We start from the raw sequence: 19,810 nt of genomic DNA, 5'->3' as shown, positions 1-19,810 counted from the left end.
ATGTGCTGAAAAAGAGGGCTGGATAAAATGTACAAAACCAAGTTCAAAGATGGTCATATAGAACTTAGGCATGTCCTTTACATGACAGGAAAAACTTTAAGCGCAATTGGGATAGTGGAAATATTAGCTGCAATAACTTCTCTTTTGTATTGCGAGTGGAATATGTTATTTAATCTTATGATTGGTATTGGACTTTTTTTTATTGTAAGTTTTATATTCATCTTTATTGGAAGGGACACAAAAGAAGAAAGGTTTTCGTGGGGCGCTGGAATGAGCATGGTGGCTTTGACTTGGGCGCTTGGTGCACTGATTTCAGCTGTACCTCTTTATCTTTCAGGACATTTTAAATCCTACCTGGATGCATTTTTTGAAGTCATGAGCGGATATACAACAACAGGTCTTGTTCTTATTCAGGACTTAGACCATGCACCAATGGGACTGAATATGTGGCGACATCTTATTTGTTACATCGGTGGGCAGGGTATGGTTTTAATGACCCTTAGTTTTCTTGCATCAGGGATGCGCGGACTTTTAAAGGTATACATGGGTGAGGCAAGAGATGAACAAATATTCCCTAACGTTATGCATACAGCAAGGATAATCTGGTCTGTAAGTCTTTTGTACCTTGTTCTGGGGACTTTGGCTTTGACAATAAATGGTGTTTTAATAGGTCTTCCTCTGGATATGGCATTTTTCAGAGGACTGTGGATGTTTCTTGGTGGCTGGGATACAGCAGGGTTTGCTCCTCAGTCTCAAAATGCAATTTATTTTCACAGTCTGTCATACGAGATTATTTGCATGACCATAATGATTTTAGGAACAATAAATTTTGCGCTTCATTATTTTATCCTCACTGGTAATTATAAAGAAGGTATCAGAAACGCTGAAATAAAAAGCCTTTTTACAACAATAACAATTTTGAGTTTTCTTGGTGCTGTTGCTTTAAAAGGCATTTATTCAGATAGCACAGTTTCGTTCAGAAAAACATTTTACCATTTTCTTTCTGCACATACAGGTACAGGATTTGCAACACTTTACTCGCAGCAATTTTTCTCTGAATGGTCAGACGCAGCAATAATTCTTATAGTTATTGCCATGCTTGCGGGCGGTTCTGTGTGCTCAACAGCAGGTGGTATAAAGGCACTGAGGTTTGCAATACTTGCAAATGCTATTGTAAACGACATAAAAAAGATGATAAAACCTGATTCGGCAGTTGTTGTTGAAAAGTTTCATCATCTAAAAGAAATAACATTACAAGATAGGCATGTTCGAAATGCATCAATTATTATACTTTTGTATATTTCAACATTTGCGCTCGGAACACTTGCAGGTACGTTTTTTGGGTATCCTCTGAAGGCAGCAATGTTTGAATCAGCCTCAGCTCTCGGCAACGTTGGACTTTCAATTGGAATTACCCAGCCTTCCATGCCAGATGCATTGAAAATTATCTATATTTTTATGATGTGGGTTGGAAGGCTTGAATTTATGTCTGTGATTGCTCTTTTCGCATTCCTATTTAAAGAGGCAAAGGAAGGATAAAAAAAGATGGCAAGAAAATTATTTATGTTATTATTGATATTAATTGGAATAGAGGTATCATATTTAACCGAAACTTCTTTGGCAAAACCTATTGATAGCAATACGCTTATAAATAATGCTTTTAAATATGACGGCAAATTTATCGAGTTTCAAGGAGAAGCTATAGGCGAAATAATGAAAAGAGGAAATTACGCTTGGGTCAATGTTCACGATGGTAACAATGCAATTGGTATTTTTTTGAAATATGAAGATACTAAAATAATTAAATATCTTGGAAGACATGGAGTAAAAGGCGATACTGTATATGTAAAAGGAATTTTTAATAGAGCTTGTAGGGAACATGGCGGAGATTTGGATATACACGCATATCAAATTAAGATTTTAAAAAGAGGCTATGAAATTGAAGAAAAAGTTGACAAAACCAGGCTTGTCATTGGAATATTGATTTTCACAATAGGCAGTTTTCTTATGTGGACTGTGTTTAGATATAAATGGTAACGGCTGGCCAATTTTTTAGACCAGCCGTTTAATTTTATTTACAACAAAATTTTAAACTATTTTTTATTATATTTTTTGTCCTTTTAATCAAAAGATAGCCAATTATACCAATTGTATCAATCATTACATCAACAGCGCTTGGTCCTCTACCAGATACAAATATCTGATGAACTTCGTCTGAAATTGCGTAGGCAACAGAAAAAATAAATGTCAATATAAAAGACTTTTTTGAATTTCTGTTGCATTCAAAAAACGCTTTGTAAAACAGCATACTTAAAATGAAGTATTCTGTTACATGTGCAAGTTTTCTTATAAATAATTCAAAATTCTTCCTATTATGAGAGTTAATCAAATCCTTTCCCGTAAAAAATTCTATAAATTTCTCCGCAAAAATTGCTATTGAAAAACTTTTTTGATGTGAAATAGCACCTTCCTGTGCTGAGAAACAAAAAATTACAGTCATCCATACAAAGACAAGTGCCCATCTTATGTAAATTCTGCTTTTCATAAATATCAGTTTCCCTTCCCATATTAAAATGAAAAATCTAATACATTACAATTATAGCCTTTATGTGCTAAGTTTTATATTAGCTTAATTTAACAAACTAAAAATAATATTTTGTTGCAAACTGCTTTAAATAAAGATTAGCGTACTTTCCTTTAATGCGTAGTAACTCATCATGATTTCCTTTTCATATTTTTATTATCACCTCTGAACCATCTGAGTCTTTTATCTCCACAATAACTAATCCCTTATACTTTCCAAGAGAATAAATTGCGCGTGAGATGGCTCTAAAATCCATGTCATCAAACGATATCTTTGCTTGTGCTTTTTTTAAGGTATGTTTAAGCACAAATTTTGGTGTGAATCTTAACAAAAATGCTACTGCAAAAAGAGGAAAATATGTATTTATTTTTCTTTCATCGCGGTTGCCTACTATTATTCTCATATTCCTAAAAACCACCTTTATAAGAATAAAATTTATTCAATCCCAATATAAACCTTATCCCCATTTGAAGATTGAATGTTTACAATTTCACCCACAAGACCACTTTCAATAGCACTTAAAACCATATTAATATCGACACCTTCAAAAATGTTTTGAAAATTAGATTTATCATTATCTTCATGAGTGATATTTTCAATTCCTCTTTGAATTGACTGATCAACTATCTTTTGAATAAACTTTGGACCAGTCGCCTTTATCATGCTCTTTATAAACTCAATTGGCAGACTTATTTTAACCTCATCATTATTCGACGAACTTACCAATATCCTGAGTATCCTACCTTTATTTTGCTGTTCAGTTGGACTAAAGCTTTTCTTTTGAATAATCTCAAGCATATCATATGCCTTTTCAGCATCAAGTTTGCCTTCTTCTACCATTTTTAGTATTCTTAATATCTCCTCTTTCATAATACTTAATCCTCCTCTTTTAATATTTTTATAGCTTCATCAGGGCTAATCTCACCGCGTTCTAACATCTCTAAAACTTCTATTGTATCCTGTCTCTTGCCACTGTCCTTAAGACCAAGTACCTCTAAAATACTTTCAAGTCTTGCCCTGAGTGTTGGATACGAAAGTCCAAGTTCCCTTTCCATTTCTTTGAAGTTCCCCCTTGCTTTTAGAAACATCTCAACAAATTGAAGTTGTTCATCTGTTAATTTCATAAACTTGTTATACTCAAAACTGTTTTCTATAGTAGTTTTGCAAGATGGACACCTTAGCCTGACAATTTCAAGCCCAGAACCACATACAGGACATTTGCTCAATAGCTTTACCCTCATTTCTTTTGCCACCCTTATTCTTTTGTTGAAATTAATTATACTCTAAATTTTAATATGTTGCAAGTGTAATTTTAATAATATTAAAATTTAGAATACTTTTATTTTAATTTTATTAAAATATGTTTTTTCAAAATAAAAAATGGAGTCACACTTTTATCTTATATGACTCCATTTTATTCAACTATAAAAATTTAGACATATATTTTCAAAATCTCATCAAAAGTTCGAGTAACTTTTTATCAAGCTTGTGCCCATAAAAGTCTTCATATTCGACATCATCTCTTCCAGAATCAATAATTCCAAAAGGACCACGCAAATTCCAAAGCGCAATCCCAATCCCAAGCTCTTTTAAAACATCCAATACATCAGCCAGCCATCTCACAACAATATGATGGGGTGTTTTATTGTATGCTCCACCTTCACCACAAATTACACCAACATCGTATTCAAACAATTTTGCCCACTTTTCATAATGCCTTCTTAAATAATCCTTGTCAACAACCTCACCATTTTCGCGTACAAGCGGCCACGATGGCTCAGCAAATTTGTTACTCTCCTCAACCCACTCTGCCTTGTAATGGGTAAGCTCAAACGGAATGTATGCCCTGCAAGCTTGTGCTACATCTAAATTTGTGAGCTCAAAAACAGGTTCATTGCCATAATCAACACCGTCAATTATAATAAGCCTCTCTTTATCAATCTCTTTTATCTTTTCAATTGTATATGTCATAACTCTTATAAAATCCTCTTTTGTCATCTCCTCTTTTGAATACTGTCTTGGTTCATTTATAAGGTTAAAACTCAAATGTTTTGAAGATATCCCTTTATACCTTTTAGCAAATGTCTGCCAATATAATACAAATAACTCAAGAGGTTCTCTGTCTTTCCACAGGTTATAGCCTTCTTTTGTTCTTTCATTCACGCAATAGCCTGGCGCACCGTGAATGTTCAAACAGATATGAATACCATACTTTTGCCCCCAGACAACAATCTTGTCTACCATTTCTAAAACTTCCTCTTTTATTTCCGGTCGCCCTTCAACATACCAGTTCTTGTAGTTCATAGGTATTCTTGCAAAGTTAAATCCCCACTCCTGCATCCATTTAAAATCATCTTCAAAAAATCCATAGCTCATATTTGGAACAAAAAGACCAAGTAGATTGAATCCTTTGTATTTTGGTAATTTATTCATTGTTTACTCTCCTTTACTAAAAAATCAAAAGGAAAGGGCAGACTCTAATTCCCCTTTCCTTATATATTTTAATTATTTCAACACATGAACTTCCTCTAATTTCTTTACTTTTTCTATCAAATCTTTCACTTCAGCAAGTTTTTCCAATATTAGCATCACTGATGAAACTGCATCGTAGTAGAAAAAGTAATTAATACCTTCCTCTAAAATAACTTTCATATAATCTCTAATCTCATTACCCGTATATCTTACAGGAACATCTAAAAGCTTGTCTACATCACTCAAAAACGCTTTGAAAAACTCAGGCAATATAATATGATTATTCCTAAACTTTTTCATCTCAAGCCAGGCAAGAAGCATTTTTAGCTTTTCCCCATATACTGTGCAATCTCCTACCATCATAATGAAATGTTCACCTTGTCTGTCAATTAAAAACCCCGCATCATATTCGCTCTGTATACACATGTTTTTAAGATTCTCTATACACTGTTTAGACCCACCACTGATTAAAGTACTCTTTAAGCCATATCGCTCAGAAATCCTGTCAAAAAGTGAAATTATAGATTTGTCTTCCGAAACTATGCAAACCTTTAAACCTTTGAACTTGGCGCTTTCAAATGTCTCTTCAAGCCTCGCAAAGTACATCTCAAGCGGTGATGAGACAAGTTCATTGACAAAATTGATGTTTGAGGATGTCCTGAAATCACATGTAACAAACAGGTTTTCAATTTTTCTTTCGAGTGATTTGTCAATGTTAATACCATTATGGTCAAATATTTCAATTCGTATGCTGTTACCTCTTGATCGAACATAAATGCCAGCATCATAATAGTCTTTGACAATGTATCTGAAAACTGGAAGTATTATTCCTCTTGTTCTGTAAAGTCTTGCACCGGTTATCTGGCAGCCTGTTTCAATAGCTTTTCGAATAACGCTGCTTTTTTCTGTGTAGTCATCACCAATTAAAATTCTTGCATTTCTGTCAAAGACAGAACCGATTGAATTTCCAAGTTTTATGCCAAACTGGGGTGTTATCTCCTGATTAAAATCACCTGTAATTCCACGAACCCAAAACACGCTCTTTATAACCTCTGTTCCCCAGTAGATGTTTTCATCTATCACTGTGCCAGATTCAATTGTTTTTTCTGGCCAGATTTTGGCTTCTGCTTTAACCTCAACAAAATCTTTCAAAAGGTTGTTTTCACCCACAACTGCCTTTTCAGACACTCTTACATAGTCTTTCAAAATAGATTTGCTGCAGATGACACAGCTTTTGAGCTCACAGTTTTTTCCTATGAAACTTCCGCTCCACAGTATAGCCCTCTCAAGCTTGCTTCCTTTTGCAATCTTTACACCATCACCAATTACACAAAACTCTCCTATTTCAACATCGTCCTCTATCTCACACTCACTTCCAATAAACACACTCCGACTTATTTTCGCATTAAGTGAAATGTTGGAATTCTTGGAAATTTGAGAACTTTTTAGATCAAGGTCAAGTATTCCACCAAGTTTAAATATATCTCTGTGAGCTTTGATGTAGCTTCCCACATCTCCAATGTCACACCAGTATCCATCCATCTTAAACCCAAACATGGGGACTTTTTCTTTCAAAAGTTTAGGGAACAAGTCCTTGCTAAAATCAAATGGTTTGCCATCTTCTATATAGTCAAGTATCTCTGGTTCAATTATATATATCCCTGTGTTTGCAAGGTTTGAAAAGACCTCGCTCCAGGAAGGCTTCTCAAAAAACCTTTGAATCTTTCCTTCTTCGTCTGTAAGAACAATTCCATACTCTATAGGTATTTCAACTTCTTTTAATACAATTGTGACCTTGCTGCCCTTTTGCTTATGAAACTCTATAGCTCTTGTAAGGTCTGCATTTGTAATCCCATCCCCGCTCAAAACGACAAAAGTATCATCCAAAAAAACTTTTGCATTCTTGACAGAACCTGCCGTGCCAAGAGGCCTGTCTTCAACAAAGTGCTGGATATTAACCCCCCATTTTTGTCCATCTTCAAAATAGTTGATTATCTTGTCAGGGTGATATTGAAGAGTTGTTGCAATTTCAAAAATGCCATGAGCTTTAAGAAGCTTTACCGCATACTCCATCACAGGTTTTCCGAAAAAAGGTATCATCGGCTTTGGAAGTGAGACAGTCAAGGGTCTGAGCCTTGTTCCAGACCCACCTGCCATTATAACGCCTTTCATACTTTTTTAGACCTCCTCCTTTTGATTTGAAATTTTCCTCTAACGTACTGAAAACCATTCCATCTTTTTGGCTTCTGTGACAATCATCTGGTACACATTTTTCAGTCTTTTCACTATCTCATCCCATGAATAAATTTCTTTTGCATCAGACTGGGCTTGTTTTGACAATTTTTGTCGAAGTGTACTATCTTTCAAAGCAAGCAAAATCATATCAGCAAGTGAATTTGAATTCCCGCAGAAAAAAGTAAGTCCGTTGTGAAGGTGTTTTACAATCTCAGAAAAACCTCCTGTGTCAGATACAACTGGCAAACATCCTGATGCCATTGCTTCTAAAGCAACTATTCCAAAAGGTTCATAAAGACTTGGGAACACAGCAATATCAGAAACTTTAAATAGTTTTTTCCTTTCTTCATCAGAAATAAAACCTGTAAACATCACTTTATGTGAAAGCCCTAAAAAGTGAGCTTTTGAGTAAAGTTCACCTGTCATTGGACCATTGCCCGCAATTATTAGCTTTGCATCATAAAAATTATCAAGCACCTTTCTGAAAGCTTCTATCAAGATGTGAACTCCTTTTTCATAAACATGTCTTCCAATGAAAAAGACTATCTTTTCACTGTCCATTGCATACTTTCTTCTAAATTCTAAATCAAACTCTACATTTGCAAACTCACCATAATCTATACCATTTGGAATAGTAATGCATTTGTCTGGTGTTAAACTGAAAATTCTTTCACATTCGTGTTTCATAAACTCAGAGTTCACAATTACTTTCCATGCCTCAAATGTCAGCCACCACTCAACATTGTGGATGAATCTCTGCATATCTGTGTATATACCACCGTTTCGTCCGTGTTCTGTTGCATGGATTGTAGCAACCAAGGGAATCCGAAGAGCGTACTTAACGATGCGCGCAGCAAATGCCACAAGCCAGTCATGCGCGTGGATTATATCAAATCTTCCTTCCTTTTGTGCAATATATATAGCTTTTTCAGCAAGTGCCATGTTCATCATCATAACCCAGTCGATAAAGTTAAGGGAATTTAGTGGATACACTGGAACTCTAAATATTTTAAGACTCCCATGATCTTCTATTCTTTCGTAATCTTCTGAAATGGTAACAACACAAACTATGTCTGTTTCAGATAGCTTCTGTGAAATGCTTCTGACCACCCTTGAGATGCCGCCAACAATCCTTGGTGGATATTCCCAAGTAAGCTGCAGTATCCGCAACCATTCATCTCCTTTCTTTTGGCAATTTTTTAAGAGGGTTTATATAATTTATACCACTTTGTGTATAGTATTAACAAAAATTTTTCTATATTTTTAATTTCTTTTTCTAATATTATCTTCTCCAATTTATAATACTTTAAGTTTGCAAATCTTTCCCTCAGGACTCTTTTTGCAAATTATATAACTTGCATAAATATTTTATCAAAATTTTGACATTATTGATGTTGCTTTTTTTTTTTTTTATGGTATATTCAAAATATCAGCTTAATTTCTAAAATACAACTTTAGAGGAGGGGTTATGTAGAATGCAGGTATATGTTGTAAGAAAAACTCCTATACAGGAATTGAAAGAGTTTGGAGGCAGAGTTTTAAATGGAGCAAAAGAGGGATTAAAAGAAGTCTGGAAAAATAGTGGTATAATTGCAGGCGCATCAGCTGCAGAAAATGGAATTAAAGAAGCTGTAAAGGGTTACAAAGCAATACAAGAATTTAATGTAACAATGAAAAATGGATATACTTTGCGCGGAATACAAGAAGCAGGATTGCCTGGAGCAGCCAGGGGATTTGCAAGAGGTATGGTGAAAGCACCTGGAATCGTAGGCTATGCGGCTATAGGAATTTCATTTATAAAAGGTTTCATCAGAGGTTGGAATGAGTATGGAAAATAAAACCAAACATAACTTTTTGAATTGGGCACTCAGCGGAATTATTCTTTCACTTTTGACATTAATTTTCTTCTATCTCAATAGAAACTCACCAATTTTAAAAGGAAATATAACAAACAGAATTGCACAACTATTTATTGTAGTTGGAGTAGCAGTTGACAGCATATTAGATTTGTCAGTAGAACAAAATTCAAATGGTTACTCAAGAAAAATTTTAATAAAACCTGTGATATTTTTTATTAGTTTCTCTTGCTTATTTGATATTGGTATATTTTTGCTCAAGATTATATCTTCACTAAAACTTCTTTTAACGTTAATAATATTTGAATTTCTGTTTGCACTTTTTACCATCCGCTTTTTTCATTTAGAAAAAGTGAAATTTTATAAATATAAGAACTTTAGCAAAATAGTAGTCTTCTTTATACTTGCGACAATAATACTTTTGATTATTTTTGCCCCATCTTTAGAAGGTATTGGTTTGTATATCGCAATATGTGTTGTAGGTATTGCTTTCTTTGAAATACTAAACTTGTTATTAAAATAAAGCAAATTGTAAAACTAATTTTATGATTTGAAATATTTAGTAAAAGGTTGCCCTATAAATAACTTAAAGTGCGAGGTAAATTCAAATGAATCTTTATCTTCCTTTAGATACATTTCAAGAAGTGAAAATCATCACAGAAAACAATATCATTGAATGTGAGAGAAATAGTGATTTTATTAATATTTCAACTTTCTTAAAAGAAAATGAAGCTTTTATTATTGCTTGTAACGAACAATTAATAATTTTTGCAACTATTGAAAAACTAAAAAAACTAAAAAAAGAGTTAAAAATAGAAAAAGTAAAAATTGGTTTGGAAACGTTTAAAACTGAAGATGGATTTTTAAAACTATTACATGAAACCCATGTTCTTTTTGGGAATGATAAAAAGTTTGTAGTATATATTGAACTAATTAACCCTGTTGATACATGCCCTATTATTATCGAGATAAAAAAGAATTCTGAAAAATGTTATTTCTCCTTAGCTAATATTCCACCAGGAGAAGAAAACAATAATTACTTAATAAAGTATGCAGAACATATCATTCTCGACTTTTCTCAACTGGAAGAAGCAACATATGACGTCGAAATAAAATTTATTGATGGTGAAATGATTGGAAAAACAACCTTTAAATATCAACCTTTAAAAAAGAGATTGGAGAAATATTTACCTTATAATCCTGTGTAATAATAAAACTAAAAGACCAGCTGTGTTTAAAACAAACAAGCTGGTCTTTATTTTTATCATTAATTTATTCATAAAGATACAGCACATACATTGCATGAGACCATGCTAAAGGAACAACCCATGCAGGCTTTCCTGTTATTCTGTCAACCTGCTCTGGAAAAAGTCCGTTTGGCAAACTGTGCGCTTTTGCCCACTCAAAAAGTTTTTCTGCCCTGTCAATCTGCCCTGTTTTTTTGTAGTAAATTGCAAGCCAGAGTGTTGTCAGTATCCATGGATTTCCACCAATGTATCTGTCATCAGAGTATCTCTTGTAGCCCCCGACAATTGAATTTTGACACTCCCTTTCAATAGCCAAAATGGTTGCTTTGAAAGCCTTATCGCTGCTATCTACCATTTCAAAAGGATAATAAATGCCAAGCATTGAAATGTCAACAACTTCATCTTGCTTTTTGAAATAATAGGTTATCTCATATCTCTCATCTTTTTGCATGTACCTGTTCTCTTCAGGAAGCTTTAAAAATTCCTCATGTGGAATTCTAACATCTGTTGACCTTACATACCGGGAAAGTTTAGGACTGTAAAATCTTGTTGCCATCTGATTTTTTATTGCCTTTAGCTTCTTTTCAATTTCACTTTCAAGCTCAGGAAAATATTTTTTGGCTTTCTTTAGCGCTGCATATATGCTTGCATTTGAGTAAAGATGAATTCCTTCTCTTTCTTCCCACAGGTCAAAGCTTCTAAAGATAACTCCCTTTTCGCTATCCACAGCAGCTATCAAAAACAGCAGTGCTTTTTTGAGCTGTTCTTTATGCAAATCAATCAAATGAAGAGAATTTTGCTTCTCGCAATGTTCTAAAAATCCCCACACAACAGAAGCTGTCTCATCAATCTGAATTCCCCAACTTGGAGCTAAGCTGCCATCTGTGTAATATCTCTGGTCCCAGAATCCTTCCTTTTCCTGACAAGAAAATTTGAATCCAAAAAATTTTTCAACCTCCCTTGAGAGCCCAAGCTCATCCATTGCAGATACTATAAACGCAGCGTCTCTTCCCCAGACAAAACCATACCCGCCACAGTGGAAAAACTTCTCGTCAACCTCTGATGCAGCTAAAATTCCACCTGTTTTGGAGTTCTGCAGTACATAAAATACATATGCACTTCTTTTCTGAAGCTGCATATCTTTTGGGTCTTGTGTGCAAATGAGCTTTACTTTTGAGAATTTTTTTTCCCAAAAGGCTTTGTTTTGCCTGTAAACTTCGTCATACCCTTTTTGCTTTAAATAAGAAAGCTTTTGATAGATTTCATCTTTTGAGTTCCCAAAAGCAAGAAAACATACAACCTTTCCTGTATTTTTAAGTTTTACGGCAATCTGAGGATTTGTAGCTTCATTCCAGCCTTCCAGTTGATTATCGTTTGCATCATCAATTCCGTTTTTAACTGTAAAGCTTTTTATCTTATTCTCAAAAGCAAGACCTATATATGTCCCTTTAAAATATGCATAGACTATTTCATTTTCCTTATCAACCTTTGCAGCATTAAAAAGACTTGAAGAATTTATCATGGGTTCTAAAAAGACATAGAAGTCTTCGAAGCCAGTTTCCCATAAACGAACCAAGCTATCTGTTTCAAAGTCAACAAAGTCAAGCTGAAAAATTGTCTTGTCTGCAATTTTATATTCAAAAAAGTACACAAAGTCATCCACAAATCCACTTTTTATCTTGAAATTTTCATCCTCGAAAAATACAAGCCCATCCAAAAAAACAGCTGCCAAAAAGAGTTTTAGCTGCTGATAATAATCTACTGCAGGCCAATAAAACCTTTGCAATATGCCATTTGAATCAAGCTGCCCTAAAACCTTTGTGTTCCCAATTATAGCTTCTATAATATGTGGCTTTCTCATATGATCCCTCTTTCTTATATTTAAATTTTTACGCAAACATTTGCAGTAATTTTATTATATCAAATATCTGACTAGTTGTGCATTCAGCAATTTTACTAATTTTAATTTTCCTCTTCTGTACCAAAAATAAAAAATCCCCTCCGGCAAAGTTTATATTGTAGCACCAGAGAGGATTCTTCCTGTTACATCTTTTATTCCTTATTTTGAAACGCTTTAATACTTTTAAGGCACAGAAAAATACTAAAAGTTATTGAAACACCAATTGATATTAAACCTATTTGGGTTTCTGTAAACATTTGTTGCATATATTGATGTGTATACTTATAAATGTATAAACTTGAAAAATACAAAATAATTATTATATATATTGTTTTTTGTGCTTGACTGTAATTATACTTAAAATTTAAAAATAGATAAAATGAGTTATAAATTATTATTGCACTCAATATTATCAAAGAAATATTAGATTAGGTTGTTGAATAAAAGAAATTAACATAAAAGATAATAAATAGATATATAAAAAGCCATCCTCCTTGAGGTAAAATTATAGGAAGAGAAGACAAAAAACACATAACAAAGGAGGATGGCAATGACTAATTTTATTAAAACACAAATAAGTTGTTGAATAAATAATTCTGACATTAATGTAATTATCTAAAGTTAAAAATTATTCCATGAGTACCTATAAAGAAAATTTTTGGTTCTCAATTTTTGAACATAGATATCTGTTTAAATTATTTTGCCAATTTAGAAAAATATAAGTGTTCAAGACTCTTTCCCATCTTTATCACCTGCTTAAACTTTTCATCTTCATTTATCTTGTATTCTAATTCTTTGAGGCTTTTCATCTTATTTTTTACTTTATAAACAAAACATGCTATTATGTGACCCAAGTTAAATTTCTTTGACATTCTATTTTGCTATTTTCTAACATTATTCCTTGATATTAGATACTCAATTAATTATCATAATGAGTTCTAAAAATTTTCATTTTTGTGTTTTAATAAAATCAGTCATAGTCCCTACTCATTGTGTGTTTTCTTCTTACTTTAATTCTCATCATGGAGAATAACTTTTTTATCTATATTTATCTGTTATCTTTTATGTTAATTTGTTTTATTCAATAAACTAAATTTTACTTTATCCATTCTGTGCCAAAAATAAAAATCCTCTCCGGCAAAGTTTATTGTAATGCCAGAGAGGATTTTACCTTAGAGCTTTTTTTAGTAGCTTTATTTTCATCGCTCAATCAAATCTAACAAATCACAAACCTTTCTGACCTGTCCTCCATTTAGATTAATCTTATACTCTTTTTCAGGTCTCGCAAAAATGAAGTTGTTCTCTACATCCCTGTCAGCTTCAATTATAAGGCAAATTGCAGGAGTTTTGGGTTTTATTATAATATGGTCATCTTCTATTCTGTACTCAAACTGACTGGGTTTTAGTTCAAGGTTTATTGGCTTTTCAAATACAAAGTAATTTTCGTACTCTACTCTATCGACAAAAAGGCTCACAAAAACTATGCTTTCCAAAAGTCCTCTGTCTATCTTATCCCCAATTACAGCCGTTTCAACATGTTTGGGTATATACAACCACTCGCCCTTTAAAATATTCAAGTTTTCTACTTTTTCAGAAAATGCCTCAACCACACTATTTTCAGGAATTTCCACAGTTAGGTTTTTCTCGTATAACTTTTGCCCATCAAAGTTCCAGATTGTAATATTGAGCTTACCTTGTTTTGGCTCTAGCTCATCACTAACAATATATACCTTTAGTTTTCCATCCTCATACTCAACCACTGGCAAAAACTTTGCAAATATCCTTTTTGACTCATAGTAAAGTGCTTTTCTTCTTTTCAGATAGTCAATTGACGACCATGAGATGACAGGCCAGCAGTCATTAAGCTGCCAGTAAAGAGCCCCTGCTGTTGCGAACTTATTCTTCCTGTAATGCTCAACCGCAAGCTTAATAGCCTCTTTTTGAACAAACTGTGACAAATACACAAAAGAGTCAAAGTCTTTTGGTAGACCAATTGAGCCTGCCATATACCTTATAAGCCTTTCCAAACCTTCTTCCTGCTTTTCGTGCATTCTCAAAGTTTTTGAGAAGATTGTTTGGTCTTTAAGAGGAATGTACTTTTTCATTGTATCAAGGTGTGCTGCCGCCTGAAAACCAAACTCAGAGACAAACCTTGCATTGTCGTGCTTATAATAGATGTAGTCTTTCCAGCCAGCCCAGATATCCCATGTATGTTTGTCGCCAGCTTTTTCGCTGTTTGGATGCTCACCTCCATACGGGCTTGAGATGTGGTACGGTCTTGTTGGGTCAAGTTTTGCCAGAATTTCAGGAAGCACCTTTTTGTATATCCTGTTGCCCAAAAACTCTGGATCGCCGATGTGCCACCAATCTCTAAAGCCCCAGTTGTTTTCGTTATTCCCACACCACAGCACAATGCACGGATGGTTTCTGAGCCTCTTTATCTGGTACTCTGCCTCCTTTATGAAATTCTCAACGAAAAAGTCAAACTCATCAGGGTAGATTGCGCATGCAAACATGAAATCCTGCCACACCATTATACCGTTTTTGTCACATTCGTCGTAAAACCAGTCATACTCATAAATACCGCCGCCCCAGACCCTGAGCATGTTCATGTTCGCATCTTTTGCCATTTTAATTAATTCTTTATAGTCATCTTCTTTCAGCCTTGGCAGGATGGAATCTGCAGGTATCCAGTTTGCTCCTTTTGCAAAAATCTTCTTGCCATTTATCTCAAAGATAAAACTTTCGCCATATTCATCCTTTTCCTTTATTACTCTTACAGTCCTGAGGCCTGTTGTGACCTTCTTTTCTTGAGCTTCATTTGAAGTCTTTGCAGTTATTTTAAACTCATATAAAGAAGGCTCCCCATACCCGTTTGGCCACCAAAGTTTGGGGTTTTCTATCTCAATCCTCTCATCAATAAAATACCCATCTTTTGATTTATAAACCTCTGGAAAAACTTTCACAGAAAAGCTACCATCAAATAACTCTATCTCTACTTCTGATGGTTTTTCAAAACAGTTTATCTTTGCAAACACTCTTACAATGGCAAGCTCATCTGAGATACTTTCCACTTTTACAAACTCATCTTGAATTTCAAGCCCATTGTGAAGCTCTAAATACACGCTCTTCCAGATTCCTATCTGGAGAATTCTTGGCCCCCAGTCCCAGCCGTATGAATACTGCGACTTTCTTATCCAGCTTCTTTGCGGATAGCTGTAGCTTGACTGGTAAATGCTTTTGAGCCTTTCTGCTTCTTTTATTGGTGAAAGAAGGACCACCTTTAAAATGTTTTTCCCTTTTTTAAGTGCAAGACTCACATCAAATTCATACTTCAAAAACATGTTGTCGGTCTTACCCAAATAATGGTCATTTAAATAAATCTCAGATACCGTATCAATTCCTTCGAACACAAGCTTTTTGACCTGAAAATCGACATTATCAACATCAAACTCTTTTACATACTCAAAATCTTTTTCTTCTAAGTCATAAAACAAAACCTCGTTTGTGGCATAAAAAGGGTCGGGAAGCTTTCCAAGGTTAATCAAATCAAGCTGGACACATCCTGGCACACTTGCCTCGTAGTACTCATTCTGACCAACTTCTCTGAACTTCCATTTTCCGTCAAGATTTATTCGCACAGTTTCTGCCCTCCTGTGTTTGTAAAGTCTCTTAGAATTTATTATAATACTTCTCACAGCAAGTTTTTCTTTCTTTATTTTCAGTCTTTATCTCATTTTTTAAGAAAAAAATAAAAGGGTGAAAATCTTCATATCACCCTTTGACAGCGCCTGCAACAAGCCCCTGAATTACTTTTTTAGATGCTGTCTGACATTGCTGAGGTTTGCGGAATCTCGCCCAATTATTTTTGCAAAATATTTAAAGAAGAAACTGGTAAAAGTTTTGTGGACTTTTTAAATGAACTGAGGATAAACAAAGCAAAAGAGCTTCTCCTTTCTACAAACTTAAAATCTTATGAGGTTGCCGAAAAGGTTGGATTTAGCGACTATAAATATTTTTCGATGATATTCAAAAAATACACAGGAACGTCTCCAAGGAAGTTCAAAGAGGAAAGACAAAAATAAAAGCGTTTTTTCCTTTTTTGTGATATAATTTTATGAAAGAGTTTGAAAAAAGCCGTGTGGATGTGTTATGGAACAAGAAAGAGTTATAGACTTGGCAAGAGAGTTTGTTGAGAGGATAAGCAAAGAATGTCCAATAAAGTTTGCATACTTGTTTGGATCATTTGCAACAGGAACATTTAACAATATGAGCGATGTTGACATTGCAGTTATGTTCGAAGAAGATTTACTTGCGATGAATGAAGCAATCTTAAGAGGTCTTTTGATGGAAGAGGGAAAAGCTCTATTTAAAAGAGATGTTGATATTGTCAACCTGAAAAATGCTAATATTTTTCTTAAGTACAGCATAATCAAAGATGGAATAATTCTAAAAGACCATGAAGAAAGAAGCTTATTTGAAGCAAGTGTCCTCAGAGAATACCTTGATTTTAGTTACTATTCTGAAATATTATACAATCAAAAGATTCTTGAAAGTATAAAAAATAAAGAATTTTTTTAGAAGGTGACTTTTTTATAGTCAAAAGAGATGTGATTTTGTCTAAAATATCACAGCTTAAAGAGTATATTGACTTTTTAAAAGAGATTAGAAATATTCCAAAAGAAGAATATATTTCAAATAAATTCGTATACGGTTCTGCTGAGAGATTCTTACAGCTTGCAATAGAAGCTATTTTTGATATATGTAGTCATGTAATTTCTGATTTACGTTTGCGAAAGCCAGAAAACTATAAAGATATTTTTAAAGTGCTTTTTGAAAACAATATTATTAGCAAAACCCAGTTTGAAAAATTTTCTAAAATGGCTGGTTTTAGTAATATTCTTGTGCATGATTATGCAAAAATAAACAGAGAAATGGTTTATGAAATTATACTTAACAATTTAAATGATTTTGAAGAGTTTATTGACACAATCTCAGAGTACATTTAGCACAAAGAAGGTGAAAAATGTGAAGGTTTTGCTTTGCCAAATAAATCCTATTGTTGGAGATATTGAAGGTAACACAAAAAAGATAATAAGAATTATAAAATCGCACAGAGACGCAAAAATTCTTATATTTCCGGAACTTGCAATATGCGGATATCCTCCAAAAGATCTCTTGTTTCAAAAGGACTTTATAGAGGCTGTTGACAAGGCAATAGAAGAAATTGCAAAAGAAGTGGAAGATAGCTTTGTAATTGTAGGTAGCCCAACAAAGAGCCACCATGTTTCAAAGCTTTTCAACAGTGCTATTATTATCCACCAAGGCAAAATAGAAAAGATGATACACAAAACTCTTTTACCCTCTTATGATGTATTTGATGAAAACAGGTACTTTATCCCAAGCCCTGCAAGAGAGGTTGTGACTATTGAGGGAATAAACTTTGGTATAAGCATATGCGAGGATATATGGAACATAAACAACGATGAAAATGCAATGTATGACATAAATGTGCTTGATGAGCTTTCTCAAAAGGGTGCAAAGGTGTTTATAAACCTTTCTGCATCACCCTATCACTACACAAAACTTGAAACTCAGAGGCTAAAAGTTTTGAAAGAGGCTGCAACAAAGTATGGCATTCCTGTTATATATGTGAATCAGGTTGGCGGGAATGATGAGCTGATATTTGATGGAAACAGTGTTGTGCTCAGTTCAGACGGGAGGCTCGTGGCAAAAGCAAAAGAGTTTGAAGAGGATATTTTAGAAATTGAGCTTGAAAAGATTGATAAGATGCCTGAAGTTGAAATACATGAAGACATCTCGTGGATTAAAAAAGCGCTCGTGCTTGGAATAAGAGATTATTTTGAAAAGACAGGAATAACCAAAAAGGCAGTAGTAGGTCTTTCTGGAGGAATTGACTCGTCAGTTGTTTGCTGTTTGGCAGCAGAAGCGCTTGGACCTGAAAATGTGCTTGGTGTTGCTATGCCATCGCGATATTCTTCAGAGCACAGCTTAAAAGATGCAAAGCAGCTTGCAGAAAACCTTGGCATAGAATTTAGGGTTTATTCTATTGAAGAACCATTTAAAGCTTATCTTAAAATGTTCAATGGGAGCGAAGTTGCTCAGCAGGACTTGGCAGAGGAAAACATTCAGGCGCGAATTCGCGGAAATATCCTCATGTTTATATCAAACAGGGAAAATCGGCTTGTTTTAACAACAGGGAACAAGTCTGAACTTGCAGTTGGATACTGCACGCTTTACGGTGATATGGCAGGCGGGCTTGCAGTTATATCAGATTTGCCAAAAATGCTTGTGTATGAGCTTGCAAGGTATATAAACAGGGAAAGAGAAATAATCCCACACAACGTTTTAGTAAAACCACCATCTGCAGAGCTTAGGCCAAACCAAAAAGACCAGGATACTCTTCCACCGTATGAAGTGCTTGATCCAATACTTATTGCATATATAGAAGAGCAAAAGAGCATAGAAGAAATTGTAGAAATGGGATACCCAAAAGATCTTGTACTTAAAGTAATAAAGATGGTGGAAAGAGCAGAATATAAGCGAAAACAGGCAGCACCAGGCTTGAAAGTAACATCAAAAGCGTTTGGTTTTGGCAGGCGCATGCCAATTGTCCAAAGGTGGGTGTAGATGATATAATATAAGATTCTTTGAAAATTTTTTTGTTATGTAAATAACTTTTGATATTGACATTTTTCTTCTTTTTTTATATTATCATTAGAAAGGAAACTTATATAAGTTTGGAGTTTAATAGTAATGAAAAGGAAAACAATCAATATATTGGTATTTGTGGTTTTAATAATAGCAATTGCTGGTGGGGTTCTTCTCAAGAAAACTGTTCTTTCTGGTGAAGATAACTTAAGCTTCACAGTTAAAAAAACATTGGAAATAGAAAAGAGTAATAATAGCGACATTATTGCTAAGGTTGATGGTATTCCTATTTATAAAAAGGATCTTGAAATTGCTGATCTGTATGAAAAGGTTCGATTTGATAATCTGGCAAAATTAGGAGCTATAACTAAACAAAATACCTTAGTTACTCCTTATCAAAAAACCAAAAAAGAACTTCTCAATGAACTCATCGAAAGAAAAGCCTTAATGGAATCTGCAAAGAAAGAAGGATATTTAGTATCAAAGGAAGAAGCTGAAGACTACTTTAATAATGTGAAAAAAACAATAGATGATGTTTTAAATGAGAAGATAAAAGGTGATATTGAAAATGCTAAGCAAGCTAAAGAAGTGTTAGATATGTACAAAACACAGCTTTCTGAAAATGAATTTAATGAAAAAGTCATCAGTGCTTATCAGGAAATATTAACTATAAGCAAATATTTAAATGCAAAAGTTGATGAATATGTAAAGGAACATCCTAATGCAACACCTGACGAAGTAAAGAAATTCATAAATGATTTTAAAAAGAAAGTTAAATCAAATTCAAAAATTGAAATTATAATTTCTGAATTGCAATAAACATTTTTCCTCTACCTTTTTTAGA

Annotated in this window: 19 protein-coding genes and 1 pseudogene; 10 read left to right on the top strand and 10 right to left on the bottom strand. The window is 33.9% G+C overall.

What is annotated here, in order from left to right; all coding sequences use genetic code 11:
• The first annotated feature begins 27 nt into the window (after positions 1-27).
• Both ATHE_RS01180 and ATHE_RS01175 read left to right on the top strand, forming a co-directional pair.
• The gene (locus ATHE_RS01180) at positions 28-1,539 is read left to right on the top strand and encodes a TrkH family potassium uptake protein (protein ID WP_015906860.1); all 1,512 of its coding nucleotides are present in this window, start codon (positions 28-30) and stop codon (positions 1,537-1,539) included.
• A 6-nt stretch (positions 1,540-1,545) separates the two neighbouring features.
• A complete protein-coding gene (locus ATHE_RS01175; RefSeq protein WP_015906859.1) occupies positions 1,546-2,037 on the top strand; it encodes a hypothetical protein in 492 nt (163 codons plus the stop codon).
• A gap of 34 nt (positions 2,038-2,071) precedes the next feature.
• Here ATHE_RS01175 and ATHE_RS01170 read toward each other — a convergent pair whose 3' ends face one another.
• The 7 genes from ATHE_RS01170 to ATHE_RS01140 all read right to left on the bottom strand — a co-directional run bounded on the left by ATHE_RS01170 (position 2,072) and on the right by ATHE_RS01140 (position 8,461).
• Complete coding sequence (locus ATHE_RS01170; protein WP_015906858.1) at positions 2,072-2,545, bottom strand: VanZ family protein; 474 nt, start codon at positions 2,543-2,545, stop codon at positions 2,072-2,074.
• 184 nt (positions 2,546-2,729) lie between these two features.
• Positions 2,730-2,987 carry a hypothetical protein gene (locus ATHE_RS01165; protein WP_015906857.1) on the bottom strand — a complete coding sequence of 86 codons (258 nt, stop codon included), beginning with the start codon at positions 2,985-2,987 and terminating at the stop codon, positions 2,730-2,732.
• Between the two features lie 32 nt (positions 2,988-3,019).
• Positions 3,020-3,454 (bottom strand): SHOCT-like domain-containing protein, encoded by a 435-nt coding sequence (locus ATHE_RS01160; protein WP_015906856.1) that lies wholly within the window; start codon positions 3,452-3,454, stop codon positions 3,020-3,022.
• 5 nt (positions 3,455-3,459) lie between these two features.
• Positions 3,460-3,825 carry a DUF2089 domain-containing protein gene (locus ATHE_RS01155; RefSeq protein WP_015906855.1) on the bottom strand — a complete coding sequence of 122 codons (366 nt, stop codon included), beginning with the start codon at positions 3,823-3,825 and terminating at the stop codon, positions 3,460-3,462.
• 205 nt (positions 3,826-4,030) lie between these two features.
• Positions 4,031-5,017: a glycoside hydrolase family 5 protein gene (locus ATHE_RS01150; protein WP_015906854.1), complete on the bottom strand. Its 987-nt coding sequence runs from the start codon at positions 5,015-5,017 to the stop codon at positions 4,031-4,033.
• A gap of 72 nt (positions 5,018-5,089) precedes the next feature.
• Complete coding sequence (locus ATHE_RS01145; protein WP_015906853.1) at positions 5,090-7,228, bottom strand: sugar phosphate nucleotidyltransferase; 2,139 nt, start codon at positions 7,226-7,228, stop codon at positions 5,090-5,092.
• A 39-nt stretch (positions 7,229-7,267) separates the two neighbouring features.
• Entirely contained in the window at positions 7,268-8,461 is a 1,194-nt protein-coding gene (locus tag ATHE_RS01140) for a glycosyltransferase family 4 protein (RefSeq protein ID WP_015906852.1), read from the bottom strand.
• A 305-nt stretch (positions 8,462-8,766) separates the two neighbouring features.
• On the opposite strand from ATHE_RS01140, the gene ATHE_RS01135 reads away from it, so the two are divergent.
• The 3 genes from ATHE_RS01135 to ATHE_RS01125 all read left to right on the top strand — a co-directional run bounded on the left by ATHE_RS01135 (position 8,767) and on the right by ATHE_RS01125 (position 10,355).
• Entirely contained in the window at positions 8,767-9,129 is a 363-nt protein-coding gene (locus ATHE_RS01135; protein WP_015906851.1) for a hypothetical protein, read from the top strand.
• Positions 9,119-9,670, top strand: coding sequence for a hypothetical protein (locus tag ATHE_RS01130; protein WP_231503224.1), 552 nt, complete (start codon positions 9,119-9,121; stop codon positions 9,668-9,670). The genes ATHE_RS01135 and ATHE_RS01130 overlap by 11 nt, the downstream gene beginning before the upstream one ends.
• A gap of 85 nt (positions 9,671-9,755) precedes the next feature.
• Positions 9,756-10,355, top strand: a complete 600-nt coding sequence (locus tag ATHE_RS01125; RefSeq protein ID WP_015906849.1) for a hypothetical protein — start codon at positions 9,756-9,758, stop codon at positions 10,353-10,355.
• 64 nt (positions 10,356-10,419) lie between these two features.
• Here the strand turns inward: ATHE_RS01125 and ATHE_RS01120 are convergent, their stop codons facing one another.
• The 3 genes and pseudogenes from ATHE_RS01120 to ATHE_RS01115 all read right to left on the bottom strand — a co-directional run bounded on the left by ATHE_RS01120 (position 10,420) and on the right by ATHE_RS01115 (position 15,935).
• On the bottom strand, positions 10,420-12,255 hold the full coding sequence (locus ATHE_RS01120) for a glycoside hydrolase family 15 protein (RefSeq protein WP_015906848.1): 1,836 nt from the start codon (positions 12,253-12,255) through the stop codon (positions 10,420-10,422).
• A 737-nt stretch (positions 12,256-12,992) separates the two neighbouring features.
• Positions 12,993-13,160 (bottom strand): annotated as a pseudogene (locus ATHE_RS14565) (ISNCY family transposase); the annotation flags it as partial.
• Positions 13,161-13,493: 333 nt separating this feature from the next.
• Entirely contained in the window at positions 13,494-15,935 is a 2,442-nt protein-coding gene (locus ATHE_RS01115) for a glycoside hydrolase family 2 protein (protein ID WP_015906847.1), read from the bottom strand.
• A gap of 180 nt (positions 15,936-16,115) precedes the next feature.
• On the opposite strand from ATHE_RS01115, the gene ATHE_RS01110 reads away from it, so the two are divergent.
• From ATHE_RS01110 to ATHE_RS01090, 5 genes are all read left to right on the top strand, one after another.
• Positions 16,116-16,379 (top strand): helix-turn-helix domain-containing protein, encoded by a 264-nt coding sequence (locus ATHE_RS01110; protein ID WP_041726970.1) that lies wholly within the window; start codon positions 16,116-16,118, stop codon positions 16,377-16,379.
• Positions 16,380-16,446: 67 nt separating this feature from the next.
• A complete protein-coding gene (mntA, locus tag ATHE_RS01105) occupies positions 16,447-16,875 on the top strand; it encodes a type VII toxin-antitoxin system MntA family adenylyltransferase antitoxin (RefSeq protein WP_015906846.1) in 429 nt (142 codons plus the stop codon).
• Between the two features lie 29 nt (positions 16,876-16,904).
• A complete protein-coding gene (hepT, locus tag ATHE_RS01100) occupies positions 16,905-17,303 on the top strand; it encodes a type VII toxin-antitoxin system HepT family RNase toxin (RefSeq protein WP_231503223.1) in 399 nt (132 codons plus the stop codon).
• 19 nt (positions 17,304-17,322) lie between these two features.
• Complete coding sequence (locus tag ATHE_RS01095) at positions 17,323-18,945, top strand: NAD+ synthase (RefSeq protein ID WP_015906844.1); 1,623 nt, start codon at positions 17,323-17,325, stop codon at positions 18,943-18,945.
• Positions 18,946-19,071: 126 nt separating this feature from the next.
• On the top strand, positions 19,072-19,785 hold the full coding sequence (locus tag ATHE_RS01090) for a SurA N-terminal domain-containing protein (protein ID WP_015906843.1): 714 nt from the start codon (positions 19,072-19,074) through the stop codon (positions 19,783-19,785).
• Positions 19,786-19,810 lie beyond the last annotated feature (25 nt).

Origin of the sequence: Caldicellulosiruptor bescii DSM 6725 (genome assembly GCF_000022325.1) — a bacterium.
GTDB lineage: Bacteria > Bacillota > Thermoanaerobacteria > Caldicellulosiruptorales > Caldicellulosiruptoraceae > Caldicellulosiruptor > Caldicellulosiruptor bescii.
The sequence above is the reverse complement of the archived record's forward strand: the minus strand, read 5'-3'. Positions and strand labels throughout refer to the sequence as shown.

What these genes read in the sequence shown, in the direction of transcription:
- ATHE_RS01125 (WP_015906849.1), top strand. Translation starts at nt 9,756, where the DNA reads ATGAATCTTTATCTTCCTTTAGATACATTTCAAGAAGTGAAAATCATC.
- ATHE_RS01120 (WP_015906848.1), bottom strand. Translation starts at nt 12,255, where the DNA reads ATGAGAAAGCCACATATTATAGAAGCTATAATTGGGAACACAAAGGTT.
- ATHE_RS01110 (WP_041726970.1), top strand. Translation starts at nt 16,116, where the DNA reads ATGCTGTCTGACATTGCTGAGGTTTGCGGAATCTCGCCCAATTATTTT.
- ATHE_RS01160 (WP_015906856.1), bottom strand. Translation starts at nt 3,454, where the DNA reads ATGAAAGAGGAGATATTAAGAATACTAAAAATGGTAGAAGAAGGCAAA.
- ATHE_RS01130 (WP_231503224.1), top strand. Translation starts at nt 9,119, where the DNA reads ATGGAAAATAAAACCAAACATAACTTTTTGAATTGGGCACTCAGCGGA.
- ATHE_RS01165 (WP_015906857.1), bottom strand. Translation starts at nt 2,987, where the DNA reads ATGAGAATAATAGTAGGCAACCGCGATGAAAGAAAAATAAATACATAT.
- ATHE_RS01150 (WP_015906854.1), bottom strand. Translation starts at nt 5,017, where the DNA reads ATGAATAAATTACCAAAATACAAAGGATTCAATCTACTTGGTCTTTTT.
- ATHE_RS01175 (WP_015906859.1), top strand. Translation starts at nt 1,546, where the DNA reads ATGGCAAGAAAATTATTTATGTTATTATTGATATTAATTGGAATAGAG.
- mntA (WP_015906846.1), top strand. Translation starts at nt 16,447, where the DNA reads ATGGAACAAGAAAGAGTTATAGACTTGGCAAGAGAGTTTGTTGAGAGG.
- ATHE_RS01090 (WP_015906843.1), top strand. Translation starts at nt 19,072, where the DNA reads ATGAAAAGGAAAACAATCAATATATTGGTATTTGTGGTTTTAATAATA.
- ATHE_RS01145 (WP_015906853.1), bottom strand. Translation starts at nt 7,228, where the DNA reads ATGAAAGGCGTTATAATGGCAGGTGGGTCTGGAACAAGGCTCAGACCC.
- ATHE_RS01135 (WP_015906851.1), top strand. Translation starts at nt 8,767, where the DNA reads ATGCAGGTATATGTTGTAAGAAAAACTCCTATACAGGAATTGAAAGAG.
- ATHE_RS01180 (WP_015906860.1), top strand. Translation starts at nt 28, where the DNA reads ATGTACAAAACCAAGTTCAAAGATGGTCATATAGAACTTAGGCATGTC.
- ATHE_RS01170 (WP_015906858.1), bottom strand. Translation starts at nt 2,545, where the DNA reads ATGAAAAGCAGAATTTACATAAGATGGGCACTTGTCTTTGTATGGATG.
- ATHE_RS01155 (WP_015906855.1), bottom strand. Translation starts at nt 3,825, where the DNA reads ATGAGGGTAAAGCTATTGAGCAAATGTCCTGTATGTGGTTCTGGGCTT.